Source organism: Mesorhizobium sp. M7A.F.Ca.CA.002.05.1.1, assembly GCF_003998335.1.
Classification (GTDB): Bacteria; Pseudomonadota; Alphaproteobacteria; order Rhizobiales; family Rhizobiaceae; genus Mesorhizobium.
In genome coordinates this window covers 1-1,020 of sequence record NZ_RZQI01001364.1, presented here as the reverse complement: position 1 = coordinate 1,020, position 1,020 = coordinate 1, and the positions used below count along the sequence as shown (strand labels likewise).

The following is a 1,020-nucleotide window of genomic DNA, read 5'->3' as shown; positions in this document are numbered from 1 at the left end:
GATCAGGGTCAAGGACCAGCCCAGCGTGCTGGCGCTGTCGTTCAACGTCACCTACTGGGACTATCTCGGCTGGAAGGACATTTTCGGAAAACAGGAATTCACCCGGCGCCAGGTCAATTACGAGCCGGCGCTCGGCCATGACGGGCCGTTCACGCCGCAAGTGGTGGTCAACGGCCATGCCGATGTCGTCGGCGCCGCACCTGGCGAGATCGAAAAGCTGATCTCGGTGAGCGGCCGGACGAGCGGCCCGGCATTGTCGCTCGATGGCGGCAAGATCAGCATCGGCGCCGGCGCCGCACCTGGCGGCCACGCCGATGTCTGGCTGGTGCGCTATGCCAAGGGCATCGTCGAGGTGCCGGTGTCGCGCGGCGAAAACACCGGCCGCACCTTGCCCCACGCCAATGTCGTGCATGCGCTCGAAAAACTCGGCGGCTGGACCGGCGCGGCCACGACGTATCCGCTGCCCCACGCATCCGGCGGCCTGAGCACGGCCGTGCTCGTGCAGTCGCCCGGTGGCGGACCGATCCTGGCGGCCGCGACCGACTAGATCGCGCTTCGACAAGAGATTGCGCAACGCCGCATGGAGCGGCGCCGCATAGCACGGCCGCCAAGAGGGCGCGCCATCACGACCAACCCAAGGAGATCATCATGACCATTTCCCGCCTGACGCTGCCGGCGCTCGCTCTCGCTCTGTGCTCGACGGCGCTGTTTGCCGGCGGCATCGCCCGCGCCGACGACGCGACCAACGCGATGAAGCCGGCTGCAAATGCCATGAAACCGGCCGCGGATGCGATGAAGCCTGCAAACGATGCAATGAAGCCGGCCGATCCGATGGAAACCAATTCCATGAAGCCGGCCGCCGACGCCATGAAGCCGGCGACGGATGCGATGAAACCGGCAACGGATGCGATGGCTCCGGCCAACTAGTTCTGCCGCGTCTCAGCCGTTCATTCACAAGGGCGGCCCTTGGCGCTGCCCCTCACCTGCCTACCGGCATCCTCTCCCCGTATAGTGACGGGG

At 66.3% G+C, this 1,020-nt stretch carries 2 protein-coding genes; both read left to right on the top strand.

Annotation, left to right across the window (positions count from 1 at the left end; genetic code table 11):
• Positions 1 to 547, top strand: a 547-nt coding sequence (locus EN939_RS35580; RefSeq protein WP_127271988.1) for a DUF1223 domain-containing protein, incomplete at its 5' end; no start/stop codon positions are given.
• A gap of 101 nt (positions 548 to 648) precedes the next feature.
• Positions 649 to 927: a hypothetical protein gene (locus EN939_RS35575; protein ID WP_127269733.1), complete on the top strand. Its 279-nt coding sequence runs from the start codon at positions 649 to 651 to the stop codon at positions 925 to 927.
• Positions 928 to 1,020 lie beyond the last annotated feature (93 nt).